This window comes from Hypericibacter sp., assembly GCF_050729195.1.
Lineage (GTDB): Bacteria > Pseudomonadota > Alphaproteobacteria > Dongiales > Dongiaceae > Hypericibacter.
Genome location: NZ_JBOHKS010000074.1, coordinates 1 through 5,314 on the forward strand (window position 1 = coordinate 1; position 5,314 = coordinate 5,314).

The following is a 5,314-nucleotide window of genomic DNA, read 5'->3' on the forward strand; positions in this document are numbered from 1 at the left end:
CATGGGACCGAAATCCTTCAAGTTCTGTTGCGGTTTCAATACAGTAACGATACTGAATGAATATTCATTTACTCGAGTGGGGAGGCCGTGTCAAGCTCCTCCCCGGAAATCCAGCCGGTTCCGGGGCTTAACCGATGGGTTCAGGATCGGGTCCGGCGCCGGATGGGAACGGCGATCCTGGGGAGGGGAAGATGAGCGGCTTGCGGCGGTGGCTGGCGGCCTTGGCGCTGGCGGCGGGCGTGGTGACGGGTCTCGGATCGGCACGGGCGGAGGAGCCCGGCATCGACCTCCGGGTCATGACCTTCAACATGTGGTATGGCGGCGCGCAGGTGAACGCGGGCCAGGTGATCGAAGCGATCCGAGCGGCCAAGGCCGATATCGTGGGCTTGCAGGAGCCCGACGGCACCTCGCGCGCCATCGCGAACGCGCTGGGCTGGCCCTATGTCGATGAGCGCCGCCACATCATCTCGCGCTATCCGCTGTTCGATCCGCCGGGCGATCCGCTCTATGTCTGGGTCGAGCCCATTCCCGGCCGCATCGTCGCCATGGCGAATGTCCATATGCCGGCCACGCCCTATGGCCCCGAGGCGGTGCGCGATGGCCAGGATCTGGCGGCGGTCATGCAGATGGAGACCGACACGCGGCTCCCTGCCATCCAGCCTTATCTCGAGGCGCTGCCGAAAGTGGCGGCCGATGGCACGCCGGTGTTCCTCACCGGCGATTTCAACTCGCCTTCGTATCTCGACTGGACCGAGGCGGTGGCGAAGGCGCGCCCGCAGGTGAAGTATGCGGTCGAATGGCCGGTGAGCAAGGCCTTGGCCGATGCGGGCATGCATGATTCCTATCGCGAGGCGCATCCCGATCCGGTGGCGCAGCCGGGCCTCACCTGGACCGCGGGCTATCCCTATCCCTGGGTCAAGCCGAACGAGACCTTCGATCGCATCGATCTGGTCTGGAGTGCCGGCAATACCAGCGTGACGGCGAGCCAGGTTGTCGGCGAAGCGGGCGGACCCGATGTCGATATTCCGGTCACGCCCTGGCCGTCGGACCATCGCGCGGTGGTCTCGACCTTCCATGTCGTGCCGAGCATCGCCCCGGCGATGGTCGGCATCGACCGGCGCATCGTCACCCAAGGCGACGATTTCATCCTGCGCTTCGTCATCGGCAATCGCGAGGATGCGCGCATCTCGGTGGTGCCGAGAGGCGGCGATCCGGCGAAGAATGCGATCGCCAGCATGGCGACGGGCGATGCCAGCGACCGGCCCTCGATCAAGCTCGGCTCGATTTTCATGAAGGTCGGCGCCTATGACGCGGTCCTTGCCGATGCCGACGGTCAGGAGCTGGCGCGAACGCCCTTCTGGGTGCTGGCGCGCGATGCGGTGCCGGTGGTGGCAGTGCAGAAGGCGAGCTACAAGCCGGGCCAGACGATCGAGCTTTCCTGGCACAACGCGCCCGGCATGAAGTTCGACTGGGTCGCGGTCTATCGTGCCGGCGATCCCGATATCTACAACTACATCGCCTATATTTATACGGACGCCACGATCGAGGGATCGGGCTCCTTCGACAGCGACGCGCTGGGCGGCAAGCTCGAGCCCGGCAAATATGAACTGCGCCTGCTGCGCGACGATTCCTATGTGCTGCTGGCGAAGGCGGGCTTCACGGTGAAATAGGCCGGGGATCCGGCTCAGGTTCCCTCTGGATCGCTTCGCGCGTGCCCCATTATGCTGGGTGCGAAGCAACGGGGAGAGGGCCATGGCGAAGATCGATCTGGCGTCGGTGCCGCGCAGCGAGGGGACCGATTATCCGCCGCCTTACGATGCCCCCTGCCGCGATCGTGTCCGCCAGGCGCTGGGCGATGCCGCGGGCCTGACCCAGTTCGGCGTCAATCTTTTGCGGATGGCCCCGGGAACCTGGTCCAGCCAGCGCCATTGGCACACGGAAGAAGATGAGTTCCTTCAGGTCCTCGAAGGCGAGGTCATGCTCGTGACCGAGAAGGGCGAGGAGTTGCTGCGGGCCGGCGATTGTGCGGGCTTCAAGGCCGGCGTCGCCGACGGTCATCATCTGCAGAACAGATCCAACCGCCCGGCCCTGATCCTGGAGATGGGATCGCGACGCCCCGAGCAGGATATTGCCGATTATCCCGACGTCGATCTCCGCTGGCAGCCGGCCGGTTACACGCATAAGGACGGCAAACCTTATGGAAAGCGCCGGCGGTGAAAGCGCCCGTCACGAGTGCCTGAAGCCTCTCATTGTCCCAGCGGCTGGTGATGCTCGTCGCCCTCGAGCGTCTGGACGAACAGGCGATACTTGGTCTGGGCGATCTGGGCGGTGCGATAGAAATTGATCAGCTGGTCCCAGGGATCGGCGATGCGCTGCATGCCGGAGATGAAGACGACCAGCGTGCTGACCTTGGTCTGGCCCTGGATGACGTACCAGCCGCCGACCACGAGGACGATGAGGGGCCCGAGCGCGTCGAGGAAATTGCCGAGCGAGGTCAGGATGAATTTGCGCCGGTATATTTTCATGCGCAGGTCGTAGGCGATCTGGACGAGGGAATGGAAGCGACCGGAGTCGCGCTGTTTCTCGATGTCGCCGATAAGCTGCTGGCCGATGCGCCGCACCACCTTGGCCTGGCTGCGGGCCAGGCGATTGATGAGCTGCTGCACCCAGCGCACGATGAAGTAATGCGGCGTATAGAGCAGGGCGGCAAGGCTGGCGATCCGCCAATCCACCCAGGCGAGATAGCCGAAGGTGAACAGGATCGTCCCGCCCTGCACCAGCGGAACCGAGACGCTGTCGCCGACGAACCCGGCGATGTCCTCGGATTCCGACGCGACCATCGCGACCGCCGTTCCCGCATCCGGCGGCGTGCCGGGCTGCGCCGTGCCCAGGCTGTCCTTGCCGCGATGGATCGTTCGGCGCAGACGGCGCGTGACATCCTCGACCACCCAGCCGCGGGCGATGTTCAATCCATATTTAAAACCCTGCTGCGCGAGGATCGAGCCCAGATAGAGAAGCCCCAGGAAGATCAGGAGCCGCAGATCCTTGTTGCCCAGCGCCGTATCGACCATGCGCCGTTGGAGCTCCAGCGGCACCGCGGCCAGGGGGATGAGCAACCCCGAAAACAGGCAAACCATCAGCTGGCCGCGCCGGCTGGTTCGCCAGATGAAGCCATAGATGGAAGGCGGCATCGGCTCCCGCTCCGCCCGGTCCTCCTCTCGCGCCCGATCCCCTTCGCGCGGTTCATCCGGAGGCGTCATAGGGGACGAACGCCCGGGGCCGGGATCAGGTGAGGCAACGGTCGTGGCTTGGGTCATCCGGGAGTAACGGTTGAACCCGTCTCCGAGTTCTCCCGGGATTGGAGCCGCTTTCGGGGCGACCTTTACTGGCCGGCGCGCCTCAGGGGCGGGGGCGGGATGCGGAAGGGCGAGGCGCTCTGGCTCTCGGCGGCATGTGCCGGATCGACGATCGCGACTTCATTGTCCATGCAGAGCGAATGATGGTCGCGCTTGCCGGTGATCCAACCGCGATGCCATTCGCCGTCCTGAACCACCAGATCGCTGATATCCGGGACATCGAAGCAACGCCATCGCTCCTCTCCGGATTGGAGCGCATGGCTGGAGGTGCCGGCGAACTGCCAGGCGAAGAGATGCCACTTGCCCTGCTTGGTGCCCAGCACATGCGGGCAGACTTGCCGGGCATGACCGTTGGCCATGAAGGTCAATTGCCGGCGGTCCCTGATCGCGTCGGTGATCAGGACGACTTTGTCCATCAATGTTTGCATGGGCGCCACCTCCTTGAGGTTGGCGACGAGACCCTATTCCTAAGGGGGTGGAAAGTCCAACTGCGGGGCGAGATTTCGGCGCCGGCCTGCGTGCATCGGCGGCGCCGGAAGCACCGAAATCCCAGCCTTTGCGCGTTGATAATGGCGCCCTTGGCCTGCGACATCGCGATGCCGGCATGGCCGGAGGGGATTGCCCGAGTCGCTCGATCTTCGGGGGGATTTGCCAAGGCGATGGTGGAGCCGGGCCGACTCATGTAAGACCTCGTTACATGGCGTGGTCGAAGGATAAGGGGCGGGGGCAGGGCCCGGGCGAAGAGCCCGGCAAGCGCGGCTATCACCATGGCAATCTGCGGGAGACGCTGATCCGGGCCGCCCTCGATTTGATCGGCGAGAAGGGTCCGGCGGGCTTCACCTTCGCCGATGCGGCACGCTGGGCCGGGGTCAGCCCGGCCGCTCCCTATCGCCATTTCCGCGATCGCGACGCGCTCATGGCCGATGTGGCGCGCCAAGGCTTCGAACGCTTCGAGGCGTTCCTCAAGACCGCCTGGAACGAGGGAAGGCCCGATCCCTTCACCGCCTTCAACAATCTGGGCAAGGCCTATCTCGCCTTCGCGCGCACCGAGCCCGCCTATTTCGCGGCGATGTTCGAGGCCGGGATTCCGCTCGAAAGCAATCCGGAGCTGCGCCAGGCGGGCGACCGCGCCTTCGCCATCCTGCGCACGGCGTCCGAGGCGCTGAGCGAAAAACTGCCCAAGGCTGGCCGGCCGCCGGCCTCGATGATGGCGCTCCATATCTGGTCGATCTCGCACGGGATCGCCTCGCTGTTCGGTCGCGGCGATGCCGCCCGGCGCAAGCTGCCCATGACGCCCGAAGAGCTGCTTGAGGCGGCGGTGCTGATTTATCTCCAAGGATTGGGCTGGGGCGGTGCGGGTGGCAGCGGTGCCCCGCGCTGAATCGCCTGCCCGGATTTTTTCACGCGGGACCTGGTCCCTCGTCTTGACAGGTTCAGCGCCATCTCCTACTTATGTGAATGTCATTAACATTCACATGGGGCGGTCGACATGGATATTGCCGCGAAACTCGACGACATCGGGAAGCCCGCCTGGATCGGCGTGACGGTCCTCGGCTTCATCCTCTTCTGGCCGATTGGACTTGGGGTCCTGGCCTATCTCATTTGGAGCGGACGCATGGGCGGTTGGAAGCGTGACGGTTTTGACGGCATGAACAAGGCGCGCGGTCGCTGGTACGGGCCCTCGGGCTGCGGCTGGGGCCGGAACCGGTCGCAGGCGACCGGCAACCACGCCTTCGACGAGTATCGCGCGGACACCCTGCGCCGGCTCGAGGAAGAAGAGCGCGAGTTCCGGGAGTTCCTCGACCGATTGCGCCAGGCAAAGGACAAGGCCGAGTTCGACCAGTTCATGAACGACCGCCAGCGCCGCGGACCGGACGCCCAGCCGCAGAGCTGAGGCACCCGGGCAAACACAGAACCGGATCGGCATCGAACGCGCCGGACCTTCCTCAGGTCCGGCG

6 protein-coding genes are annotated in these 5,314 nt (G+C 65.1%); 4 read left to right on the forward strand and 2 right to left on the reverse strand.

The features are described 5' to 3' along the window. Nucleotides 1-191: 191 nt before the first annotated feature. A complete protein-coding gene (locus ACREE8_RS05960) occupies nucleotides 192-1,670 on the forward strand; it encodes an endonuclease/exonuclease/phosphatase family protein (RefSeq protein ID WP_431572066.1) in 1,479 nt (492 codons plus the stop codon). Between the two features lie 82 nt (nucleotides 1,671-1,752). Further along, a complete protein-coding gene (locus ACREE8_RS05965; protein WP_431572067.1) occupies nucleotides 1,753-2,217 on the forward strand; it encodes a cupin domain-containing protein in 465 nt (154 codons plus the stop codon). Nucleotides 2,218-2,246: 29 nt separating this feature from the next. Here the strand turns inward: ACREE8_RS05965 and ACREE8_RS05970 are convergent, their stop codons facing one another. Both ACREE8_RS05970 and ACREE8_RS05975 read right to left on the reverse strand, forming a co-directional pair. Then, nucleotides 2,247-3,191 carry an ABC transporter ATP-binding protein gene (locus ACREE8_RS05970; RefSeq protein WP_431572068.1) on the reverse strand — a complete coding sequence of 315 codons (945 nt, stop codon included), beginning with the start codon at nucleotides 3,189-3,191 and terminating at the stop codon, nucleotides 2,247-2,249. 191 nt (nucleotides 3,192-3,382) lie between these two features. After that, a complete protein-coding gene (locus ACREE8_RS05975) occupies nucleotides 3,383-3,784 on the reverse strand; it encodes a WYL domain-containing protein (protein WP_431572069.1) in 402 nt (133 codons plus the stop codon). A gap of 269 nt (nucleotides 3,785-4,053) precedes the next feature. On the opposite strand from ACREE8_RS05975, the gene ACREE8_RS05980 reads away from it, so the two are divergent. After that, nucleotides 4,054-4,737 carry a TetR/AcrR family transcriptional regulator gene (locus tag ACREE8_RS05980; RefSeq protein ID WP_431572070.1) on the forward strand — a complete coding sequence of 228 codons (684 nt, stop codon included), beginning with the start codon at nucleotides 4,054-4,056 and terminating at the stop codon, nucleotides 4,735-4,737. Between the two features lie 108 nt (nucleotides 4,738-4,845). Next, nucleotides 4,846-5,250 carry a DUF2852 domain-containing protein gene (locus ACREE8_RS05985; protein WP_431572071.1) on the forward strand — a complete coding sequence of 135 codons (405 nt, stop codon included), beginning with the start codon at nucleotides 4,846-4,848 and terminating at the stop codon, nucleotides 5,248-5,250. The last annotated feature ends 64 nt before the right edge of the window (nucleotides 5,251-5,314 follow it).

Coding starts and splice junctions, on each gene's coding strand:
- ACREE8_RS05960 (WP_431572066.1), top strand. CDS start 192: ATGAGCGGCTTGCGGCGGTGGCTGGCGGCCTTGGCGCTGGCGGCGGGC.
- ACREE8_RS05965 (WP_431572067.1), top strand. CDS start 1,753: ATGGCGAAGATCGATCTGGCGTCGGTGCCGCGCAGCGAGGGGACCGAT.
- ACREE8_RS05970 (WP_431572068.1), bottom strand. CDS start 3,191: ATGCCGCCTTCCATCTATGGCTTCATCTGGCGAACCAGCCGGCGCGGC.
- ACREE8_RS05975 (WP_431572069.1), bottom strand. CDS start 3,784: ATGCAAACATTGATGGACAAAGTCGTCCTGATCACCGACGCGATCAGG.
- ACREE8_RS05980 (WP_431572070.1), top strand. CDS start 4,054: ATGGCGTGGTCGAAGGATAAGGGGCGGGGGCAGGGCCCGGGCGAAGAG.
- ACREE8_RS05985 (WP_431572071.1), top strand. CDS start 4,846: ATGGATATTGCCGCGAAACTCGACGACATCGGGAAGCCCGCCTGGATC.